The sequence below is a fragment of the Kaistia sp. UC242_56 genome (genome assembly GCF_044452255.1).
Taxonomy (GTDB): domain Bacteria; phylum Pseudomonadota; class Alphaproteobacteria; order Rhizobiales; family Kaistiaceae; genus Kaistia; species Kaistia defluvii_A.
This window is the reverse complement of sequence record NZ_JBIOAN010000002.1, coordinates 2,875,589-2,894,982: the sequence shown is the minus strand read 5'-3', so window position 1 is coordinate 2,894,982 and position 19,394 is coordinate 2,875,589. Positions and strand designations below refer to the sequence as shown.

Below are 19,394 nucleotides of genomic sequence, written 5' to 3'. Positions count from 1 at the left end.
CTCAGAACGGTGGAGGGGCCGGCTCACATAACATCATGCTATTATAATTTTATCAATGTGGGGATCGGGGTGTGGGGAAATATTCGGTGTGGGTTTTGGGCGAGGCGGAAAAGTGGATGGAGGCGGGGCGGGAAACGCGGGGCGCTTCGGCGTCTCGTGGGACGCTGGGCGGAGCGTCAGGGTGAGGACGAGCCGCGGATAGGAAGGGCGATAGCTGGGCAAATTGCGGCCGCATCGGTCGCCGGACCGTAAAAGCCCCAGAACAAGCAAGACCCTCACCCCACCCTCTCCCGCAAGCGGGCGAGGGCTTTTCGGCCGGCGGCGGGGGCGCGCGGGAGTCTTCCTGGTCTTCAAGGAGTTGGATTTTCAAACGCGGGGATCTTCAAACCTTCTGTCTCCAGAAGGATGCCGGCGGGGCGACGGGTTGCGATCGGCTCCCTCGCCCGCTTGCGGGGGCTTTGCGCAACATCGTTGAAACGCAAGCGCCCTGTCTCCCTCCGCCGTCATCCCGGCGACGGCCGGGATCCATACACTCAGGCCTGCCGGAAAGAGACTAGCCAGGCTTTGCTTGGCCAGTGTTTATGGGCCCCGGCCTTCGCCGGGGCGACGAACATAGCCATGTACCGAATCGAGACGGTTGTAACCGATGTTGCGCAAAGGTCTCGCTTGCGGGAGAGGGGTGGGGTGAGGGGCCTTCATGTCTTTCCGCGCCGACTCGCACAGCCGGCCTCGCTGGAATCAAAAAGTCCGGCGGAAGGCTTCCCGCCGGACTTTTGTCTTCAACGATCTTCGCGCAGTCAGCGCAGGCTGGCGGCTGCCTTTATCAGGCCGGCCGTGGAGGAATCGCGCGACCCGGCGTCGGCGGTGCCGTCGACCATCGGCAGCAGCTGCATGGCGAGTTGCTTGCCGAGTTCGACGCCCCACTGGTCATAGGAATCGATGCCCCAGATCGCGCCCTGCACGAAGACCTGATGCTCGTAGAGCGCGATCAGGCGGCCGAGCGTGAAGGGATCGAGCGACTTGTAGAGGATCGTGTTGGACGGGCGGTTGCCCGGGAACGTCTTGTGCGGGGCGAGGCGCTCGACCTCGGTCGGCACCTTGCCCTCGGCGGCCAGTTCGGCGCGGGCCTCGTCCGTGGTGCGGCCGCGCATCAGCGCTTCCGTCTGGGCGAAGCAGTTGGCGAGCAGCAGGGCGTGATGGACCTTGTCGGTCTCATGCGCCGTCGCCGCGATCAGGAAATCGCAGGGGATGACGTCGGTGCCCTGGTGGATCAGCTGGTAGAAGGCGTGCTGGCCGTTGGTGCCGGGCTCGCCCCAGACGAGCGGGCCGGTGGCGAGCGTCACCGGGGCGCCTTCCAGCGTCACGCGCTTGCCGTTCGATTCCATGTCGAGCTGCTGCAGATAGGCCGCGAAGCGCTCCAGCCGCTGGTCGTAGGGAAGCACCGCCTTGGCCGGGAAACCGAGGATGTTGCGGTTCCAGATGCCGATCAGCGCCAGCAGAACCGGCAGGTTCTTGTCGAGCGGGGCGGTGCGGAAATGCTGGTCCATCGCATGCGCGCCGGCCAGGAACTGGCGGAAATCGTCGGCGCCGATGGCGATCATCACCGGCAGGCCGATCGCCGACCAGACGGAGTAGCGGCCGCCGACCCAATCCCAGAAGCCGAAGGTGCGGCTGTCGTCGATGCCGAAGGCATTGACCTTGTCGAGCGCCGTCGACATGGCGGCGAAATGCGCGCCGACCGCCTCTTCGCCCAGCGCAGCGACGATCCAGGCCCGCGCCGTGGCGGCATTGGTCATCGTCTCGATGGTGGTGAAGGTCTTCGAGGCGACCAGGAACAGCGTCGTCGCCGGGTCGAGGCCTTCCAGCGTGTCGTGGATATGCGCGCCGTCGACATTGGAGACGAAGTGCAGGCGCGGGCCGTCGTGATAGGGGCTGAGCGCGCGCGTCACCATGGCCGGGCCAAGGTCGGAGCCGCCAATGCCGATATTGACGACGTCGGTGAAGCGGCCGCCGGTGCCGGCGATCGAGCCGTCGCGAATCCCTTCGGCGAAGGCCGACATGGCCGCGAGCACGGATTGCACGTCATCCACGACATTCTTGCCGTCGACGATGTAGCTTTCGTCCGGCGTGGCGCGCAGCGCCACATGCAGGACGGCGCGGTTTTCGGTGACGTTGATCTTCTCGCCCGCGAACATCGCATCGCGACGCTCCTCGACGCCGGCGATACGGGCAAGGTCAAGCAGCGCGACGACCGCGGCCGTGTCGATGCGGTTCTTCGAATAATCGAGCAGCATGCCGTCCACACTGGCCGAAAGACGGCTGAAACGCGCGGGATCGGCGGCGAACATCTCGCGCATGCTCTGCGCTTCGACGCGGTCGCGCTGCTCGCGGAGAGCGGCAAAGGCATTGCTGATAGCGGCCGCCGTAGCGGCGGTTCGGGCGACGGTCATGCGTGGACGTCCTTCGAAGCGATGGGCCTACGGGGCTGACGACGACATACGACGGGAGCCCCGCTGCGGCAAGTGTGGCCTCCCCGACGCGGGTGAAGACATCACAGCGCCATTCTCACATGCAAAATTTGGTATTCATAGCTGACGTAGCGCCATCAATTACGCTTGGAAATCAATAATCGATACACCATGCTGCGGGCGCGGAGGAGAATCGTGCAGAGCAAAGCCGACACTGAACTAGTGCGTCGCCAGAACCGTGGTCTCGTTCTCGGGGCGCTTCGTCGTGCCGGGCCGTTGGCGCGTGTCGAGCTTGGCCGCGAGACGGGGCTGAGCCCCGCGACGATTTCCGCCATTACCGGGGATCTCCTGGCCGAACACATACTGGTGACCGCCGATATCGACGAGCGGGCCGAGCGGCCGCTGGGCCGGGGTCGGCCGCGTGTGGCGCTGACGCTGAATGACGAGGCCGCCTATGTGCTGGGCGTCAAGATCTCGCTCCATTCGGTGACCCTGCTGCTCAGCGACTATTCCGGCCATCTGCGCGACAGCCGGCACTACGCCATTTCGACGATGGGCGCTGATTCGCGCAGCTTCGTGCCGCGGCTGATCGATTGCATTCGCGGCTATCTCGCCGACCGGGACATTCCGCCTTCGCGCGTGTCCGAGATTTCGATCGCCATTCCCGGCACCACCGACGAGACGACCGGCACGCTGCTGTGGAGCCCGACCGTCGACGTGGATGTCGGGCCGATCCCGGGGCCGGTGAGCGAGGCGCTCGGCATCCGCGCCTCGATGACCAACGACGTCAACATGATGGCGCAGGCGCTGCATTCGCGCGATCCCATCCGTTTCGGCGGCACCTTCGCCACCATCTTCATCGCCTATGGCGTCGGCATGGGTCTCTATATCAACGGCCGGCTGTTCACCGGCGCCTATGGCTCCGGCGCCGAGTTCGGCCATGCCAACCACATGCCGGGCGGGGCGCTCTGCCGCTGCGGGCGCCGTGGCTGCGTCGAGGCCTATGTCGCCGATTATGCGATCTACCGGGCGGTCGAAAACCTGGCCCCCGACGTGTCGCCGACCGATATCGATCCCGACGCCGAGACGATGCACCGGCTCGAGGAGCGGGCGCGCGCCGGCGAGGATCGCGTGCGCATGGCCTATCACCAGGCCGGCCTGGCGCTCGGCTACGGCCTGTCGCGGCTGATCGCCCTGCTCAATCCGCAGCGCGTCGCTTTCACCGGGCGCGGGGTGGCCGCCTTCGACCTCATGGAAGCCGGATTCCGCGCCGGACTCGACGAGGGACTGGTCGGCGAACTCGCCCGCATGACCGAGATCGAGGTGTTCTCGGCCGAGGACGACCTGGTCGATGTCGGCATTCTCGCCGGCGCGATGCAGCGGCTCGACCGCGAGGTCTTTGCCAGTTCGGATCACGATCCGGTGGTGCTGCCGAAGCCGGCGGCGCCCGTGCGCGAGCCCGCCGACCTCAAGGTCTGATCGCTCAGGCGAGCCAGTTTTCCAGACGCTCCGCTGCCTCGGCGATTTCCGCCGTGGCGCCGGCGAAGGAAAAGCGGATATGCGCGTGGCCGTGCACGCGGTCGAAATCCGCGCCCGGCGTCGCCGAGATCCCGGCCTCGGCCAGCATCTTCTGCGCGAAATCGGCGGAATCGTTCGAGAAGCGCCGCACCGAGGCGTAGATGTAGAAGGCGCCATCGACAGGGAAATAATCGTCGAAGCCGATCTTCGGCAGCTTTTCCAGCAGCAGCTTGCGATTGGCGGCATAGCCGGCCTTGATCGCCTCGAGTTCGTCGATCGCATCGAAGGCGGCGATCGCGGCGCGCTGCGACAGGTCCGGCGCGGAGATGTAGAGGCTCTGGCCGATCCGCTCGACCGGGCGCACCAGGATTTCCGGCAGCACCATCCAACCGATCCGCCAGCCGGTCATGCAGTAATATTTCGAGAAGGAGTTGATGACGATGGCGCGGTCGCTGGTGGCGAGCGCCGTCTCGGCGACACCGTCATAGACGAGGCCGTGATAGATCTCGTCCGAGATGAAGCGGATGCCGAGTTCGTCGGCGGCGCGGATGAGGGCCGCGAGGGCGTCGGGCGTCATCATCGTGCCGGTCGGGTTGCCGGGGCTGGCGACCAGGATGCCGGCCAGCGGCTTTTCCGCATGCACGCGCTCCAGCATTTCCGGCGTGATCGCGTGGCGGGTCTCTGCTGTCGTCTCGATCTCCACGACCTCCAGGCCGAGCGCGGCGAGGATGTTGCGATAGGCCGGATAGCCTGGCGAGGCGATGGCGACCCGGTCGCCAGCATCGAAGGCGGCCAGGAAGGCGAGGTTGAAGCCGGCCGAAGAGCCCGTGGTGATCGCGATCCGCGAGGCGGATACCTCAATGCCGTGCGTATCGGCATAATATTGTGCGATGCGCTCGCGCAGCGGCCGCCAGCCAAGCGCTTCCGTGTAACCGATGCGGCCGCTGTCCAGCGCCGCGCGGGCGGCGTCGAGCACAGGCTTCGGGGCCGAGGCGCCGGGTTCGCCGATCTCCATGCGGACGATGCGCTCGCCCTTGGCGATTCGCGCAAACGCCGCCGACATCACATCCATCGCGATGAAGGGAGCGACGGCGCTGCGGCGCGATGGCGGGCGATCGGAAGGCGTCATGGCGGGCTGTTCCATCCGGGGGATTAAAAGTCTTGCTATCGCCCCATTTTCTGCGCATCCGTCCAAGGGGGATGCTGCTGGCGCGAGCGCGAGGCGGCTTCATACAATTCGCCAGCCGTGAGGGAAAGGCTGGAGGAGGGGCGATCCGTGACGAATTCGATCCAGCGCGTGGTGCGGGGCCTTGTGGGCGGGATGATCGGCATCGCCATGCTGGCGCCGCTTGCCGCCGGCCCGGCCGAGGCTCAGTCCAGGCCGGCCCTGGTACGCGACGCGGAAACCGAGGCGCTGATCCAGGACTACCTGCGGCCGATCTACAAGGCCGCCGGCCTTCGCGCGACGTCGGTCGAGCTCTACCTGGTCAACAATCCGTCCTTCAACGCCTTCGTCGCCTCCGGCGACAAGATCTTCGTCAACACGGGCGCGATCATCGATTCGAAGACGCCGAACGAACTGATCGGCGTGCTGGCGCATGAAACCGGGCATCTCGCCGGCAACCACCAGATCCAGCTTCGCCAGCAGCTCGAGACCGCCAAGACGATGGCCCTGATCGGCAGCGTGGTCGGCATGGGTGCCGCTATCGCGGGCGCGGCCTCCGGCTCCGGCGATGCGGCGCGCGCCGGCGGCGGCATCGCGATGGGCTCGAACGAGATGGTCCGGCGCGGCCTGCTCGCCTATCAGCGCTCGGAGGAGATGGCGGCCGACCGTTCCGCGCTCACCTATCTCGACAAGAGCGGCCAGTCCGCCAAGGGCATGATCACGACGTTCCAGCGCTTCGCCGACAACACGCTGTTCTCCAGCCAGGGCGCCAATCCCTATCTGCAGAGCCATCCGATGCCGAACGAGCGCATCGACCTGATCGAGAGCGCGGCGAGGAAGAGCAAGTTCTACAACACCAAGGATTCGCCGGAGCTGCAGGCGCGGCACGACATGGTGAGGGCCAAGCTCTCGGCCTTCTCCGAGGATTCGATGCTGGTGATGCGGCGCTATCCGCCGTCAGACACCTCCATGCCGGCGCGCTATGCCCGCGCCATCCTGGCCTATCGAACCGGCAATTCCCGCAACGCCATCGACCAGATCGGGGCGCTGATCAAGTCGCGGCCCAACTTCCCCTATTTCTACGAGCTGCAGGGCCAGGTGCTCCTCGAAGCGGGTCGCGCCAAAGAGGCCGTCGCGCCTTTGCGCAAGGCCGTGGCGGCGGCGCCGAAATCGGGACTGCTGCGGATCATGCTTGGCCAGGCGCTCGTCGAGGTCGGCGATCCCAAATCGGTCGACGAGGCGGTGAAGAACCTCACCATCGGCCTGCAGACCGATCCGGACATGCCGATCGGCCATCGCAGCCTGGCGCGCGCCTATGCGCTGCGGGGCGACATCGCCATGGCCGATCTCGCCACCGCCCAGGGCGAATTCGCCGAGGGCAAGTTCCGCGAAGCCAAGTCCCGCGCCAAGCGCGTGCAGAGCCAATTCAAGACCGGTTCGCCGGCCTGGCTTCGTGCCGACGACATTCTGTCCTATACACCGCCTTCGAAGACGAAATGATCCGTTCCGCCTGCCGATCGCCCCGCGCGATCTCTAAGGCCCGACGCAAACAGGTGATTGCCATGTCGAGACCCTTCTTCGCAGCGGCCTTCGCCGCGATCGCGCTGACTGCCGCCGTTCCGGTTCAGGCAGCCAGCTTTTCCGAGAGCCAGCAGGCCGAGATCGGCGATCTGGTGAAGGACTATCTGATGAAGAACCCGGAAGTGATCCGGGACGCGATGGAAGAACTCCAGCGCAAGGAACAGGCCGCGGAAGCCGAGGCCCGCAAGAGCGGCGTCGCCAAATATGCCGACCAGCTGTTCAATTCGCCGCGCCATGTCGTGCTGGGCAATCCCAAGGGCGACGTCACGCTCGTCGAGTTCTTCGATTACAATTGCGGCTACTGCAAGCGCGCCCATGCCGACATGCAGAAGCTGCTCGACGAGGACAAGGGCCTCCGCGTCATCTTGAAGGAGTTCCCGGTGCTGGGGCAGGGGTCGGAAGAAGCCGCCCAGGTTGCGATCAGCGTCAACAAGGTCGCGCCCGAGAAGTACAAGGCCTTTTACGACGAACTGCTGATGAGCCGGGGCGCCGTCGACGGCGCGCGGGCGCTGGCGGTTGCGGCCGATATCGGTCTCGACAAGGCCGCAATCCAGGCGCACCTCAAGGATCCGGAAGTCGCGGCTACCATCAATGAATCCTATGGTCTGGCCCAGGCTCTCGGCATCAACGGCACGCCGTCCTACGTCCTGCAGAACGACGTGGTGGTCGGCGCGGTCGGGTATGACGCGCTGAAGGAGAAGATCAAATCCGTGCGCGCCTGCGGTTCGGTGACGTGCTGACCGGTGGGTCAAGATTCATGGGACAGGATTCCGGAGGCGAGAGTTTCGGGGCTTTTCCTTTATTCCTCGACCCCCTATAACCTGCCAACCTCGCCGCAAGGGCCCGTCCTTGCAGGGCCCTCGGTAGAAAATCATCGATGACAGCAGCAATTCTCGTTCTCAATGGTCCCAACCTCAACATGCTCGGCAAGCGGGAGCCTGGTGTCTATGGCTCCAAGACGCTTGGTGAGATCGAGGCGGATACCAAGGCCGCCGGCGAGCGGCTGGGCATGGCGGTCGATTTTCGCCAATCCAACCATGAGGGAATGCTGATCGATTGGATTCACGAGGCACTCGGACGGTTCCGGGGCATCGTGATCAATCCGGGCGCCTATACGCATACGTCGATCGCCCTGCACGACGCGATTCGCGCCGTCGGGCTCCCCACGATCGAACTGCATCTTTCCAATGTCTTCGCGCGCGAAGACTTCCGGCATCATTCCTATGTTTCCCCTGTCGCCGCCGGCGTGATCTGCGGTTTTGGAGCCGCGGGCTACGGGTTGGCGCTTCAAGCGCTGCAACCGCTCGTCGAGTGAGTGAGGGGGAACGGTCTCAATGAAAGAACAAAGGGCATGACGAGCAAAAATTCGACGATCGATCAGGACCTGATCCGGCAGCTTGCGCTGCTGCTGACGGAGACGGATCTCACCGAGATCGAAGTCGAGCACGAGGATCTGCGGATCCGCGTCGCGCGCAACATTACCGTCGCTCCCGCCGCCTACCAGGTTGCTGCTCCGATGGCCGCCGCGGCAGCCCCGGCTGCGGCCGCTGCGCCGGTCGAAGTCAGCCTGGCCGGCCACCCCGGCATCGTTCCCTCGCCGATGGTCGGCACCGCCTACCGCTCGCCCGAGCCCGGCGCCAAGACCTTCATCGAGATCGGGGACACGGTCCGCGAGGGCCAGACGCTCCTCATCGTCGAAGCGATGAAGACGATGAACCAGATTCCGTCGCCGCGTTCCGGCGTCGTGAAGGCCATCATGGTCGAGGACGGCCAGCCGGTTGAGTATGGCGAACCGCTCCTGATCATCGAATGAGCGCCGTGGTGCCGATGTTCAACAAGATCCTGATTGCCAATCGCGGTGAAATTGCCCTTCGCATCCTGCGCGCCTGCAAGGAGCTCGGGATTCAGACCGTCGCCGCGCATTCGACGGCTGACGCGGACGCCATGCATGTCCGCCTCGCGGACGAGAGCGTCTGCATCGGCCCGCCGCCCGCGCGCGACAGCTATCTGAACATTCCCTCGCTGCTCGCAGCCTGCGAGATCACGGGCGCCGACGCCATTCATCCCGGCTACGGCTTCCTGTCCGAAAATGCGCGTTTCGCCGAGATCCTCGAAGCGCACAACCTGACCTTCATCGGACCGAAGTCCGAGCACATCCGCATCATGGGCGACAAGATCGAGGCGAAGCGCACTGCGCAGCGCCTGGGCATTCCCGTCGTTCCCGGCTCGGATGGCGCGCTCAAGGACGAGGCCGACGCGATCCGCAACGGCGCCAAGATCGGCTATCCCGTGCTGATCAAGGCATCGTCCGGCGGCGGTGGCCGCGGCATGAAGGTGGCGCGTTCGGAGGCCGATGTCGTCATCGCCTTCCAGACCGCGCGTTCCGAGGCGAAGGCGGCCTTCGGCGACGACGCCGTCTACATGGAAAAGTACCTCGAAAAGCCCCGCCACATCGAGATCCAGATTCTCGGTGACGGCAAGGGCTATGCCGTGCATCTGGGCGAGCGCGACTGCTCGCTGCAGCGCCGGCACCAGAAGGTCTGGGAAGAGGCGGGTTCGCCGGCCCTCAACGCCGAGGAGCGCGACAAGATCGGCGCCGTCTGCGCCAAGGCCGTCGCCGATCTCGGCTATTCCGGCGCGGGCACGATCGAATTCCTCTACGAGGATGGCGAGTTCTATTTCATCGAGATGAACACGCGCCTGCAGGTGGAGCATCCGGTCACGGAAGCTGTCACCGGCATCGATCTGGTCAACGAGCAGATCCGCATCGCCGCCGGCAGCGGGCTGTCCTTCCGGCAGGAAGACGTGACGTTCGAGGGCCATGCCATCGAATGCCGCATCAATGCCGAGGACCCGCGCACCTTCGCGCCGTCGCCGGGCAAGATCACCTACTACCATCCGCCGGGCGGCCTCGGCGTTCGCGTCGATTCCGGCGTCTATCAGGGCTACAAGATCCCGCCCTATTACGACAGCCTGATCGGCAAGCTGATCGTGCATGGACGCAACCGCGTCGAGTGCATGATGCGGCTGCGCCGCGCGCTCGACGAATTCGTCGTCGACGGCATCCACACGACGATCCCGCTCTTCCGCCAACTGGTGGACGACCAGGACATCGCCGATGGCCGTTACGACATCCATTGGCTCGAGAAGAAGCTGGCTGTGGACCAATAGGTCCAGGGTGACATCCCCCTTTGAGGCGGCACGGGAACATGACAATGTTCCCGTGCTCTTCCAAGGAGGGGGCACGATGCGCTGGATTCGGTCAGCCAATACGGAGAGAGCCGCGATTGACCCGGCCTGTCTCGAGCGCGATCCGAGGATCGCGTGATGGCCCGCAAGTCGGACCGTTTCCCCGAAATTACGCCTGAAATCCTGCTGAAGGCCTATGCGTCCGGCATCTTCCCGATGTCCGACTCGGCCGATGATCCCGGCCTCTACTGGATCGAACCCGAAAGCCGCGGCATCTTCCCGCTCGAGACGTTCCACGTCCCGCGCCGGCTCGCGCGCACCATGCGCCACCAGCCCTACGAGATCCGCATTGATTCGGACTTTGACGGCGTGATTGCGGGCTGCGCTGGCAATGCCGATACGCCCTATCGCGACAAGACCTGGATCAACCAGCGCATCCGCACGCTCTATCACGAGCTGTTCATGCTCGGATATTGCCACACGGTCGAGGCCTGGCAGGACGGCAAGCTGGTGGGCGGGCTCTATGGCGTGCGGCTACGCGGCGCCTTCTTCGGCGAGAGCATGTTCAGCCACGCGCGCGACGCGTCGAAGATCGCGCTCGTCTATCTCGTCGCGCGGCTGAAGGCGGGCGGTTTCACCCTGCTCGACGCCCAGTTCACCACCGAGCATCTCTCGCAATTCGGCGCGGTCGAGGTCGACCGGACGGAATATCACCGCCGCCTCGACCAGGCGCTGGAGGGGGACGGCGAGTTCTACGGCTTGGACGGGCGCGCGACGGTCGACGAAGTCTTGCAGTTGGCGAGCCAGACGTCATAGACGGCGTGGTCGACTGCGTGCAGGCCGGGGCTGTCGGCGAACATCCAGCCCGTGAAGATCCGGCGCACCTTGCGGTTCAGCGTGATCTCGTCGACCTCGACGAAAGAGTCGGTCTGTGGCGGCTCGGTCGGCGGGCGCGAATAGCAGACCCGCGGCGTGACCTGGAGCGCGCCGAACTGCACCGTCTCGTCCATGTAGACGTCGAAGGTGATGATCCGGCCGGTGATCTTGTCGAGGCCCGCGAATTCGGCGATCGGATTGGTGATCCGCTCCGCGTGGGCAGGCGAGCCGACGAAGAGAGAGGCCAGGGCCGCCACGGCAAGAGCCGGGCCGCTGCGTCGTGAAATGAAACGTGTCATGGGATTCCGATGATGACCTCTGCACCGCCGGTAGGGTGCTTAACACGCGATTCCGGCGGGGAAAAGGCGTTGTGCGCATACCAGTCCACCGACACGCCCCGGCCGTCAACCGAATAAGGCCGCCCGGCCGCGCCGAATGCCGTCCCAGGCCTTTAAGCGGTTGCGCCTTCCGTCAGCCGGGTCCTATGATCGAGGGCAGAAGCCGGTCGCGTCCTCCGCGGCCCATCAATCAAGAAACGGGCCGCCCCCCGGTCCGATCGGTCTCATGGAAACGCCAGAACGGGGCCAGCCGCTATTCGGCGTGCTGCTCAAGATCATTTCGACCATCGCCTTCACGGCGATGGCGACGCTGATCAAGTACATCTCGGACAGCTATCCGCCGGGAGAGGTCGCCTTCTTCCGCTCGGCCTTCGCCCTGATCCCGGTGCTGATCTGGGTGGCGTGGCTGGGCAATTTCCCGTCCGTATTCATCACGCCGCGCATCGGCGGCCACGTGCTGCGCTCGATCGCCGGCGCGACTTCCATGTTCTTCGGCTTTTCCGCACTTGCCCGCCTGCCGCTCTCGGACGCGACCGCCATCGGCTACGCCTCGCCGTTGCTGACCGTCGTGCTTGCCGCCGTGCTGCTCAAGGAGGCGATCCGCGTCTATCGCTGGACGGCGGTGGTGATCGGGCTGATCGGCGTGCTGGTCATCCTGTCGGATTATGTCGGGCCGGAGAGCGGACCGGACCGCAGCACGCTCGGCGCGGTGTTCTCGATCCTGGCCGCCTTCTTCGGCGCGCTGGCCGCGACGCAGACGCGCCGGCTGACCTGGGTCGAATCGCCCGGCACGATCGTCGTCTATTTCTCGATCTTCACCGCCATCTTCATGCTGATGACGGCGCCCTTCGGCTGGGTGGTGCCGGACTGGGAACACGTGCCGTTCCTGGTCGGCGCCGGCATATTTGGCGGCATCGGCCAGGTACTGCTGACGCAGAGCTACCGCTATGGCGAGGCGTCGCTGATCGCGCCGTTCGAATACATCTCGATGCTGTGGGCGATCATCGTCGGCTACCTGCTGTTCCATTCCACGCCGAGCGTCACCATGCTGGTGGGTTCGGGGATCGTGATTGCATCCGGCATGTTCGTGATCTATCGCGAGCATCGGCTTGGCCTGAAGCGCAACCGCGAGCGCGCGGCCAAGACGCCAGCCGGCCCGGGCACCTGAGAGACAAGGACAAGCCGATATGACAGCCATCGCCGTTACCATCGCCGGCTCGGATTCGGGCGGCGGCGCCGGCATCCAGGCCGATCTCAAGACCTTCTCGGCGCTTGGCGTCTATGGCGCCTCGGTGATCGCGGCGCTGACGGCGCAGAACACGCTGGGCGTCACGGACATCCACGACGTGCCGGCGGAATTCGTCACCCAGCAGATCGACGCGGTGTTTTCCGATCTCGCCGTCGATGCGGTGAAGATCGGCATGCTGTCGCAGCCTGGTGTGATCCGCGCCGTTGCCGAGGGGCTCGACCGCTACGCCCAGCGCAATGTCGTGCTCGACCCGGTGATGGTGGCGACCAGCGGTGACATGCTGATGCGCGAGGAATCGGTCGCCGTGCTGATCTCCGACCTGCTGCCGCGCGCGGCGCTCGTCACGCCGAACCTGCGCGAGGCGGCGCGGCTGCTCCAGGCCGATGTGGCGGAGGACGAGGTCGGCATGGAGCGCCAGGCGGAGGCGATCCTGCGCCTCGGCGCGCACGCCGTGCTGATAAAGGGCGGCCATGGCACCGGCCCCGAAAGCGCCGACCTGCTGGTGTCGGCGCATGGCAAGCGATGGTTCCACGCGCCGCGCATTGACACGCTGAACACGCACGGCACCGGCTGCACGCTCTCCTCGGCGATCGCCGCCGGCCTCGCGCGGGGGCTGGCGCTGGAACCGGCGGTCGACGAAGCGAAGCGCTATATCACCGAGGCGATCGCGGCCGCCGACCGCCTGCAGATCGGCCGCGGCCACGGACCGGTGCATCATTTCCACAAATGGTGGTGAGCAATCCGGATCACGCCGGCTCGGCAATGGACGCCCGCGCCGTCCGGCGCAGACTCGGGGCCAGGGTCTTGAGATCGTGGCCGCTCGGGTTCTGGAAGATGCGCAGGTCGAATTCCGGCAGGATGGCATAGAGATGATCGAAGATGTCCGACTGGATGCCTTCGTATTCCGCCCAGGCGATGGTGTTGGCGAAGGCGTAGATCTCGATCGGTAGTCCATCGGCGGCCGGCACCATCTGGCGCACAAGGATCGTCATATCCTGGCGGATGCCGGGATGATGGCGCAGATAGGTCTCCACATAGGCCCGGAAGATGCCGACATTGGTCGATCGCCGGCGGTTCGCGGCGAAATTGGCGCGCTCGCCGAGCTTGCTGTTCCAGGCTTCCAGTTCCGCCTGCTTGTTCTGGAGATAGGTCTCCAGCATGCCGAACTGGGCAAGCTTGCCATATTCGGACGGATCCACGAACCGGATGCTGGTCTGGTCCAGGTGCAGTGAGCGCTTGATGCGGCGGCCGCCTGATTCCTGCATGCCCCGCCAGTTCTTGAACGGGTCGGTCACCAGCGTGCGGATCGGCAGCGTCGTGATCGTCTTGTCCCAGTTCTGCACCTTGACCGTGTGAAGCGCGATTTCGATCACGTCGCCATCGGCGTTCTGGTCCGGCATCTCGATCCAGTCGCCGACGCGGACCATGTCCGTCGAGGATATCTGGATGCCGGCCACCAGCGACAGCAGCGTGTCCTGGAACACGAGGATGAGGACGGCGGCCATGGCGCCAAGACCGGACAGCAGGATGATCGGCGACTTGTCGATCAGGGTGGCGATGATGAGCAGCGTCGCGATCACATAGACGGCGATCTTCACGACCTGGATGTAGCCCTTGATCGGCTTCAGCCGGGCGGAGGGGCGGCGGTGATAGAGCGTGTCGACGATATTCAGCGTCGCGCTGACGGATAGCGCCAGCGACAGGATGATGAAGGCATTGGCGACGTTCTGGACGATCGTGACGACACCGGGCGGCAGATCGGGAATGAGCCCGATGCCCGTCGAGACGACGAAGGCCGGCATGATGTTGGCGAAGCGTTCGATCGCGCCATGGCGACGGATCTGCTCGTCGCGGCCATAGGCCGTCAGGCCGATGAAATGATTGAAGAGGCGCAGCAGCAGCGCCTTGACGACAAAGTTGGCGAAGAGAGCGGCCAGGATGAGCGCGAACAGGGCCAGCAGCGGACTGAGCCATAGGTGTTGCGCGAAAATTGGATCGATGCTGTTCACCGTTACTCCTCTGGAGGCGTGAACGGCGCCTGGCCCCGGGCGAGCGTCCTATGCCGGGGCGGCTGTGCGCCGGATGGAGGCATCGGCGCCCGAGGGACATGGCCCGCGCGCCAAGGCGGGGCCGGCCGATACCGGAAGGGGCGGCGGGCTGCCTGGAAAGGCCGGCCGCAACCGCGCGATGGAGGCTCGGCCAGCGAGCTTGGCTGGACTTTGCGCAACCAGGAGGTGCGCCGAGCAAGGGGCAGGGTGCCTGCCCGAGCCGGCTGCGTCAATGCTGGGGGCGCATCGAGGCTCCATGCAAACAAAAACGGCCGACGCGCGGGGCGTCGGCCGTTCCTAAATTCGTCAGGCTTTGTCGCCGGGCAATCAGCCCTTGTAGGCGACGAATTCCTGCTCCTGGTCGCCCAGGCCCTGGATGCCGAGGCGGACCTTGTCGCCGGGCTTCAGGAAGCGCGGCGGCTTCATGCCCATGCCGACGCCCGGAGGGGTGCCGGTGGTGATGACGTCGCCCGGATCGAGTTGCAGGAACTGGCTGATGTAGCTGACCACATGGGCAACGCCGAAGATCATCGTCTTGGTGTTGCCGGTCTGGACGCGCTCGCCGTTCAGATCCAGATACATGTCGAGGTTCTGGATATCGGCGATCTCGTCGGGCGTGACGAGCCAGGGGCCGAGCGGACCGAAGGTCGGCGAACCCTTGCCCTTCATCCACTGGCCGCCGCGCTCCGTCTGGTAGGCGCGCTCGGACACGTCGTTGCAGACCGCATAGCCGGCGACGTAGTTGATCGCGTCCGCTTCCGAAACGTAGCTTGCGGTCTTGCCGATGACGATCGCCAGCTCGACTTCCCAGTCGGTCTTTTCCGAACCCTTGGGGATCGTGACGTTGTCGTTCGGGCCGACGATGCAGTTCGGGGCCTTGTTGAACAGGATCGGCTCGGCCGGGATCGGCATGTTGGTTTCATGCGCGTGGTCGACATAGTTCAGGCCGACGGCGATGAAGTTGCGCGTGCCGTTGACGACCGGGCCAAGGCGCGTGCCGGCGGGCACGACCGGCAGGGAAGCCGGGTCAACCTTGGCGATCGTGTCGATCGCGCCGTTCTTGAGCGTCTCGGGGGTGATGTCGGAAACGACGCCCGAAAGATCGCGAATGGTGCCGTCCTTGGCGACAAGGCCCGGCTTCTCCGAGCCAGCGGCCCCGAAACGTACGAGTTTCATTGATAGTTCTCCGTGTTGGCGGGCGGATATTGGTCGAGGGGGCGCTGGCTTGCAAGAGCAGATGTCTGACGACTGGAGCAATGCAGCTTGGCCCACAGGGAACAACTGCGCGCCGACCTTCGCCTGGAGACGAAATGTCAGCATTATTGACCTATCGCAACGGCCATGGCATGGATGAAGCCGGTCTCGGGAGGACCTCATGGAACATGTGCTGGCCGTTCTCGGCTTCACGGCGGTGATGGCTTTCACCCCGGGGCCGAACAACACGATGCTGATGATCTCCGGCGCGAATTGGGGCGTCGTGCCGACCGTGCCGCATATTCTCGGCATCACGGTCGGCTTCCCGCTGATGGTGTTCGCCGTCGGCATGGGGCTCGGCGGCGTGTTCGAGACCTACCCCTTGCTGCACGAAATCCTGAAATACGTCTCCTTCGCCTATCTGCTTTATCTTGCCTGGAAACTGGCGCGGGCCGGGCGGCATGATTCCGACGGCACGAAGCAGGGCAAGCCGATGAGCTTCCTCTCCGCCGCCCTGTTCCAGTGGGTCAATCCCAAGGCGTGGATCATGGCCGTCAGTGCCATGGCGCTGTTCGTGCCGGCCGGAAGCCCGATGCTGTCGGGCGTCCTGCTGCTGGTGGGCGCTTCCGCGCTGATGTCGCTGCCCTCTGCGGCGGCCTGGTGCCTGTTCGGCACGGCGATCTCGCGCTTCCTCGACAGTGATCGCCGCATCGCCATCTTCAACGCGCTGATGGCGCTGCTTCTCGTCCTTTCGACGCTGCCGACCCTCTTCTGAAAGACTGTCACAAATCTGTGGCGTGTGTCGGCTAAGCAATCGACACCGGTCTCTTGGATGAGGACGAATCAAGATCATGTCGAGCGGTGTCGCTCCCCGTCATCTCCGCACGCTGTTCCTGTCGGATATTCATCTCGGCACGCGCGGAAGTCAGGCTGAACTTCTGCTCGACTTCCTGAAATGGCACGATGCCGAGACGATCTATCTGGTCGGCGATATCATCGACGGCTGGCGCCTGAAGAAGAGCTGGTATTGGCCGCAGGCGCATAACGACGTCGTGCAGAAACTACTGCGCAAGGGCCGCAAGGGCGCGCGGCTCGTCTATATCCCCGGCAATCACGACGAATTCCTGCGCGATTATCTGGGCCTGCAGATGGGCGGCGTCGAACTTGCCGACCGCATCATTCACGAGACGGCGGACGGCAAGCGGCTGCTCGTCATGCATGGCGACCAGTTTGACGTGGTCGTGCGCCATGCCAAGTGGCTCGCCTTCCTCGGCGACCATGCCTACAACCTCGCGCTGGCGCTCAATACCGTCGTCGGCAAGGTGCGCCGCAAGCTCGGCTTCGAATACTGGTCGCTGTCGGCCTGGGCCAAGCTCAAGGTCAAGAACGCCGTCTCCTTCATCGGCGCCTTCGAGCAGGCGCTGCTGACCGAGGCGAAGCGGGTCGGCGCCGATGGCGTCGTCTGCGGCCACATTCATCACGCGACCATCCGCGAAGACCTCGGCATCCGCTACATCAACACCGGCGACTGGGTCGAAAGCTGCACGGCGATCGTCGAGCATCATGACGGGCGGATCGAAATGATCCGCTGGGGCGAAGTCGCCAGCCAGTACGCGGTCGAATTCGACGATGAGCCGGAGATCGACAAGGTCGCCGCATGAGCCGGATCCTGATCGCGAGCGACGCCTGGCATCCGCAGATCAACGGGGTCGTGCGCACGCTGGAGCGGTTGTCGCGCCATCTGCCGGAGTTCGGCGCCGAAGCGACGATGCTGACGCCCGAAGGCTATCGCACGGTTCCGTGCCCAACCTATCCCGAGATCCGGCTGACCATCGCCGCGCCGGGAGCGATCGGGCATCGGCTCGACGAGGCAGCGCCCGACCATGTCCACATCGCCACCGAAGGTCCGATCGGCTACGCCGTGCGCCGTTGGTGCCGCAAGCGCGGCCGCATCTTCACGACCAGCTACCACACCCGCTTTCCAGAATATCTCGCCGCGCGGCTGCCGGTGCCGGTCGACTGGACCTATGCTGCCCTGCGCGCCTTCCACAATTCCGGCGCCGGCTGCATGGTTGCGACTGCCTCGCTGCAGGATGAACTGGCTGGGCGGGGATTCACCCATCTGATGCGATGGTCGCGCGGCGTCGATGCCGACCTGTTCGATCCGGCGCGGCGAAGCGAGATCCTGGATCTGCCGCGGCCGATCTTCCTTTATGTGGGACGCGTCGCGGTCGAGAAGAACATCGGCGCCTTTCTCGATCTCGACCTGCCGGGCAGCAAGGTGGTGGTCGGCGACGGACCGGCGCTCGAGACGCTGAAGCGCGCCCATCCCAAGGTCTCGTTTCTGGGCGCCAAGGTCGGCGAGGCGCTGGCCAATGTGTATGCGGCCTCGGATTGCTTCGTCTTCCCGAGCCGCACCGACACGTTTGGCGTCGTCATGCTCGAGGCGATGGCCTCGGGCCTGCCGGTGGCGGCATTCCCGGTGGCCGGGCCGCGCGATGTCGTCGGCGGCACGGGGGCAGGGGTGCTGGACGAGGACCTGCGCAAGGCGGCCCTGGCGGCGCTCGATATCCCGCGCGCGCATTGCCGAACGGTGGCGCTGCGCCATTCCTGGCAGGCGGCGACGCGGCAGTTTCTGGATAATGTGATCGCCGCGCAAAAAAGCTGCGCCGCAAGCGCTTTCGTGTAACCTCTGCCTGTCCCCCCGTGGCCGTTGGCAGAGTCATGACACCCACCATCGACGATATCCGCATGGCAGCGAAGCGCATCGCCGCCGAAGCCGTCCGCACGCCGCTGCTCGCGAGCACCGCGCTCGACGAGATCACCGGCGGTCGCGTCTATCTCAAATGCGAGAATTTGCAGCGCACCGGCTCGTTCAAGTTTCGCGGCGCCTACAACGCCGTTGCCTCGCTGAGCGAGACGGAGCGGGCGCATGGCGTCGTGGCTTCGTCCTCCGGCAACCACGCGCAGGGCATCGCCGAGGCGGCCCGGCTGTTCGGCGTGCCGGCCACCATCGTCATGCCGCACGATGCGCCGTCCTCGAAGCGCGACGGCACCCGCCGGCGCGGCGCGTCGATCGTCGACTACAATCGCGCCACGGACGATCGCGATGCGCTGACGGCCTCGATCGTCGCCGATACCGGCGCCGAACTGATCCATCCCTATAATGACGGCCGCGTCATTGCGGGGCAGGGCACGATCGGCCTGGAAATCGCCGAGGATCTCGCCCGGCGCGGCGAACAGGCCGATTTCGTCATGGTTCCCTGCGGCGGCGGCGGCATGTCGGCTGGCATCAGCCTCGCCATCGCGGCCGAGAGCCCGAGCACGCAGGTCTATCTCGCCGAGCCCGAGGGCTTCGACGACTATGCGCGTTCGCTCGCCTCGGGCTCCGTTCAGCGCAATGCGCGCACCAATGGCTCGATCTGCGATGCGCTGATGGCGCCGCAGCCCGGCGCGATCGGCTTCGCGATCAACCGGGCGACCGGCGCGCATGCCGTGTCCGTTTCCGATGCCGAGGCGCTGGCTGCCGTAGCCTTCGCCTTTCGCACGCTGAAGCTGGTGGTCGAACCCGGCGGCGCCGCCGCCCTGGCCGGCCTGCTCTCCGGCCGGATCGATGCGCGCGGCAAGACGGTGGCGATCCTGCTCTCCGGCGGCAATATCGATCTGGACGTTCTGGAGCGCGCGCTCGCCGCATGATACCGGGAGGCGCCCGGCATACCGGGCGTCCCGACTCAACGGGCGCATTCCGGTGCGCTCTTTCCAATTCTG

The 19,394-nt window shown here is 65.4% G+C and carries 18 protein-coding genes; 13 read left to right on the top strand and 5 right to left on the bottom strand.

Features of this window, described 5'->3' with window-relative positions; all coding sequences use genetic code 11:
- Positions 1-797 precede the first annotated feature (797 nt).
- Complete coding sequence (pgi, locus tag ACHMWQ_RS16310; RefSeq protein ID WP_396308259.1) at positions 798-2,450, bottom strand: glucose-6-phosphate isomerase; 1,653 nt, start codon at positions 2,448-2,450, stop codon at positions 798-800.
- Positions 2,451-2,663: 213 nt separating this feature from the next.
- Here pgi and ACHMWQ_RS16305 point away from each other — a divergent pair, with 213 nt between their 5' ends.
- Positions 2,664-3,947, top strand: a complete 1,284-nt coding sequence (locus tag ACHMWQ_RS16305) for an ROK family protein (RefSeq protein WP_354549432.1) — start codon at positions 2,664-2,666, stop codon at positions 3,945-3,947.
- 4 nt (positions 3,948-3,951) lie between these two features.
- Here the strand turns inward: ACHMWQ_RS16305 and ACHMWQ_RS16300 are convergent, their stop codons facing one another.
- Entirely contained in the window at positions 3,952-5,115 is a 1,164-nt protein-coding gene (locus tag ACHMWQ_RS16300; protein ID WP_396308258.1) for a pyridoxal phosphate-dependent aminotransferase, read from the bottom strand.
- Positions 5,116-5,262: 147 nt separating this feature from the next.
- Here ACHMWQ_RS16300 and ACHMWQ_RS16295 point away from each other — a divergent pair, with 147 nt between their 5' ends.
- The 6 genes from ACHMWQ_RS16295 to aat all read left to right on the top strand — a co-directional run bounded on the left by ACHMWQ_RS16295 (position 5,263) and on the right by aat (position 10,737).
- Positions 5,263-6,651 carry a M48 family metalloprotease gene (locus tag ACHMWQ_RS16295; RefSeq protein WP_396308257.1) on the top strand — a complete coding sequence of 463 codons (1,389 nt, stop codon included), beginning with the start codon at positions 5,263-5,265 and terminating at the stop codon, positions 6,649-6,651.
- A 62-nt stretch (positions 6,652-6,713) separates the two neighbouring features.
- Positions 6,714-7,472 (top strand): DsbA family protein, encoded by a 759-nt coding sequence (locus ACHMWQ_RS16290; RefSeq protein WP_354549428.1) that lies wholly within the window; start codon positions 6,714-6,716, stop codon positions 7,470-7,472.
- Between the two features lie 137 nt (positions 7,473-7,609).
- Positions 7,610-8,047 (top strand): type II 3-dehydroquinate dehydratase, encoded by a 438-nt coding sequence (gene aroQ, locus ACHMWQ_RS16285; protein WP_354549427.1) that lies wholly within the window; start codon positions 7,610-7,612, stop codon positions 8,045-8,047.
- A 36-nt stretch (positions 8,048-8,083) separates the two neighbouring features.
- A complete protein-coding gene (gene accB, locus ACHMWQ_RS16280; protein ID WP_354549425.1) occupies positions 8,084-8,545 on the top strand; it encodes an acetyl-CoA carboxylase biotin carboxyl carrier protein in 462 nt (153 codons plus the stop codon).
- A 14-nt stretch (positions 8,546-8,559) separates the two neighbouring features.
- Entirely contained in the window at positions 8,560-9,903 is a 1,344-nt protein-coding gene (accC, locus tag ACHMWQ_RS16275; RefSeq protein ID WP_354551598.1) for an acetyl-CoA carboxylase biotin carboxylase subunit, read from the top strand.
- A 156-nt stretch (positions 9,904-10,059) separates the two neighbouring features.
- Positions 10,060-10,737, top strand: coding sequence for a leucyl/phenylalanyl-tRNA--protein transferase (gene aat / locus ACHMWQ_RS16270; protein WP_396308256.1), 678 nt, complete (start codon positions 10,060-10,062; stop codon positions 10,735-10,737).
- Here the strand turns inward: aat and ACHMWQ_RS16265 are convergent.
- A complete protein-coding gene (locus tag ACHMWQ_RS16265; RefSeq protein ID WP_354549423.1) occupies positions 10,674-11,096 on the bottom strand; it encodes a DUF2155 domain-containing protein in 423 nt (140 codons plus the stop codon). The two genes, aat and ACHMWQ_RS16265, sit on opposite strands and share 64 nt — an antisense overlap.
- Before the next feature lie 265 nt (positions 11,097-11,361).
- Here ACHMWQ_RS16265 and ACHMWQ_RS16260 point away from each other — a divergent pair, with 265 nt between their 5' ends.
- Both ACHMWQ_RS16260 and thiD read left to right on the top strand, forming a co-directional pair.
- Positions 11,362-12,303, top strand: a complete 942-nt coding sequence (locus ACHMWQ_RS16260; protein ID WP_396308255.1) for a DMT family transporter — start codon at positions 11,362-11,364, stop codon at positions 12,301-12,303.
- A gap of 19 nt (positions 12,304-12,322) precedes the next feature.
- A complete protein-coding gene (thiD, locus tag ACHMWQ_RS16255) occupies positions 12,323-13,120 on the top strand; it encodes a bifunctional hydroxymethylpyrimidine kinase/phosphomethylpyrimidine kinase (protein WP_396308254.1) in 798 nt (265 codons plus the stop codon).
- A gap of 10 nt (positions 13,121-13,130) precedes the next feature.
- On the opposite strand, the gene ACHMWQ_RS16250 is transcribed toward thiD, so the two are convergent.
- A complete protein-coding gene (locus tag ACHMWQ_RS16250; RefSeq protein WP_396309464.1) occupies positions 13,131-14,384 on the bottom strand; it encodes a mechanosensitive ion channel family protein in 1,254 nt (417 codons plus the stop codon).
- Positions 14,385-14,759: 375 nt separating this feature from the next.
- Positions 14,760-15,608: a fumarylacetoacetate hydrolase family protein gene (locus ACHMWQ_RS16245; RefSeq protein ID WP_354549419.1), complete on the bottom strand. Its 849-nt coding sequence runs from the start codon at positions 15,606-15,608 to the stop codon at positions 14,760-14,762.
- A gap of 199 nt (positions 15,609-15,807) precedes the next feature.
- On the opposite strand from ACHMWQ_RS16245, the gene ACHMWQ_RS16240 reads away from it, so the two are divergent.
- The 4 genes from ACHMWQ_RS16240 (at position 15,808) to ACHMWQ_RS16225 (ending at position 19,322) form a co-directional block, all read left to right on the top strand.
- Positions 15,808-16,401 (top strand): LysE family translocator, encoded by a 594-nt coding sequence (locus ACHMWQ_RS16240; RefSeq protein WP_354549417.1) that lies wholly within the window; start codon positions 15,808-15,810, stop codon positions 16,399-16,401.
- 76 nt (positions 16,402-16,477) lie between these two features.
- On the top strand, positions 16,478-17,287 hold the full coding sequence (locus ACHMWQ_RS16235) for a UDP-2,3-diacylglucosamine diphosphatase (protein WP_396308253.1): 810 nt from the start codon (positions 16,478-16,480) through the stop codon (positions 17,285-17,287).
- The gene (locus ACHMWQ_RS16230) at positions 17,284-18,315 is read left to right on the top strand and encodes a glycosyltransferase family 4 protein (protein ID WP_396308252.1); all 1,032 of its coding nucleotides are present in this window, start codon (positions 17,284-17,286) and stop codon (positions 18,313-18,315) included. Before ACHMWQ_RS16235 ends, ACHMWQ_RS16230 begins: the two co-directional genes overlap by 4 nt.
- A 35-nt stretch (positions 18,316-18,350) precedes the next feature.
- Positions 18,351-19,322 (top strand): threonine/serine dehydratase, encoded by a 972-nt coding sequence (locus tag ACHMWQ_RS16225; RefSeq protein ID WP_396308251.1) that lies wholly within the window; start codon positions 18,351-18,353, stop codon positions 19,320-19,322.
- Positions 19,323-19,394 lie beyond the last annotated feature (72 nt).

Excerpts from the sequence above, each read along its gene's own strand:
- pgi (WP_396308259.1), bottom strand. The coding sequence starts at position 2,450 with ATGACCGTCGCCCGAACCGCCGCTACGGCGGCCGCTATCAGCAATGCC.
- ACHMWQ_RS16300 (WP_396308258.1), bottom strand. The coding sequence starts at position 5,115 with ATGACGCCTTCCGATCGCCCGCCATCGCGCCGCAGCGCCGTCGCTCCC.
- ACHMWQ_RS16290 (WP_354549428.1), top strand. The coding sequence starts at position 6,714 with ATGTCGAGACCCTTCTTCGCAGCGGCCTTCGCCGCGATCGCGCTGACT.
- aroQ (WP_354549427.1), top strand. The coding sequence starts at position 7,610 with ATGACAGCAGCAATTCTCGTTCTCAATGGTCCCAACCTCAACATGCTC.
- accB (WP_354549425.1), top strand. The coding sequence starts at position 8,084 with ATGACGAGCAAAAATTCGACGATCGATCAGGACCTGATCCGGCAGCTT.
- accC (WP_354551598.1), top strand. The coding sequence starts at position 8,560 with ATGTTCAACAAGATCCTGATTGCCAATCGCGGTGAAATTGCCCTTCGC.
- aat (WP_396308256.1), top strand. The coding sequence starts at position 10,060 with ATGGCCCGCAAGTCGGACCGTTTCCCCGAAATTACGCCTGAAATCCTG.
- ACHMWQ_RS16265 (WP_354549423.1), bottom strand. The coding sequence starts at position 11,096 with ATGACACGTTTCATTTCACGACGCAGCGGCCCGGCTCTTGCCGTGGCG.
- ACHMWQ_RS16260 (WP_396308255.1), top strand. The coding sequence starts at position 11,362 with ATGGAAACGCCAGAACGGGGCCAGCCGCTATTCGGCGTGCTGCTCAAG.
- thiD (WP_396308254.1), top strand. The coding sequence starts at position 12,323 with ATGACAGCCATCGCCGTTACCATCGCCGGCTCGGATTCGGGCGGCGGC.
- ACHMWQ_RS16245 (WP_354549419.1), bottom strand. The coding sequence starts at position 15,608 with ATGAAACTCGTACGTTTCGGGGCCGCTGGCTCGGAGAAGCCGGGCCTT.
- ACHMWQ_RS16240 (WP_354549417.1), top strand. The coding sequence starts at position 15,808 with ATGGAACATGTGCTGGCCGTTCTCGGCTTCACGGCGGTGATGGCTTTC.
- ACHMWQ_RS16235 (WP_396308253.1), top strand. The coding sequence starts at position 16,478 with ATGTCGAGCGGTGTCGCTCCCCGTCATCTCCGCACGCTGTTCCTGTCG.
- ACHMWQ_RS16230 (WP_396308252.1), top strand. The coding sequence starts at position 17,284 with ATGAGCCGGATCCTGATCGCGAGCGACGCCTGGCATCCGCAGATCAAC.
- ACHMWQ_RS16225 (WP_396308251.1), top strand. The coding sequence starts at position 18,351 with ATGACACCCACCATCGACGATATCCGCATGGCAGCGAAGCGCATCGCC.